The 861-nt window shown below is 65.0% G+C and carries 2 protein-coding genes; both read right to left on the reverse strand.

Features of this window, described 5'->3' with window-relative positions; genetic code table 11:
• Positions 1 to 498, reverse strand: a 498-nt coding sequence (locus I6E78_RS18410) for a DUF2800 domain-containing protein (protein WP_197183116.1), incomplete at its 3' end; no start/stop codon positions are given.
• Positions 432 to 803 carry a DUF2800 domain-containing protein gene (locus I6E78_RS18415; protein WP_231618051.1) on the reverse strand — a complete coding sequence of 124 codons (372 nt, stop codon included), beginning with the start codon at positions 801 to 803 and terminating at the stop codon, positions 432 to 434. The genes I6E78_RS18415 and I6E78_RS18410, both read right to left, overlap by 67 nt.
• Positions 804 to 861: the final 58 nt, after the last annotated feature.

An 861-nucleotide genomic window follows, 5' to 3' on the forward strand; every position in this document is an offset into this window, starting at 1 on the left:
GGTGTCGAAGCCTTCGAGCGCGAGGTTCACCACCATCTCCGTCTGCGCCTTGCAATTGCCGGAGGCGCGGCAGAAGTGGCATGCGTCGGCCGACGGCACGTACTGCGGGTTGGTGCGCGTCTCTTCGGCCTTCTGCCGCAGGAACGCTTCGACCTCACGCAGCTCGTCAATCGAGCAAGAGTAGGTGCTGAGGTGGCCGATGGCAGGCTGCACAATGGTCATCACCACGTCGCGGATGTCGTAGAGCAGGCCAAGTTCCTCAATGGTCCCCAGCGCATAGCCTGCCATCTGCAGGTTGGCGCGCACCACTTCGGGTACGGGCTTGCCGGTGATCATGTCCGTGGTGGCAGGCACGATCACGTCGTAGGCATCCACGCGGCCACGGCCGCCCTTGAGGTCGATGACCTCCACCGTGGTGCCGTAGATCAAGGTCACGTCCGTGCGGCCGGTGGCACCTTCCTCGCCGGTGAACTGACCGATGGGGACGGCGCGCTCCACANGGTGCCGTAGATCAAGGTCACGTCCGTGCGGCCGGTGGCACCTTCCTCGCCGGTGAACTGACCGATGGGGACGGCGCGCTCCACAAGCATCTCGGCGCCGGTGAGGGCTGCGCGCTCACGCACGTAGTTCACAGCCGTGGTCGAGATGTCGATCAGCTCTTGGTCGATGGTTACGATCTCTTTCGAGAGCGGCCCCGCGCAACCCGGGTTCACCCAGACTTCGCGGCCTTCCAAGAACACCAGATTTCGCCCCAGATAGCTCTGCGGGTCGATGCTCGGGTCCAACAGCATCTCTTCGAGCATCTGGTGGCAGGCGGTCCCCCGGCGCGCGGCCTCGTTGCCCTCGTTCGGGACACCCTCC

Source organism: Pseudoalteromonas sp. NZS127 (assembly GCF_015864805.1).
Classification (GTDB): Bacteria; Pseudomonadota; Gammaproteobacteria; order Enterobacterales; family Alteromonadaceae; genus Pseudoalteromonas; species Pseudoalteromonas nigrifaciens.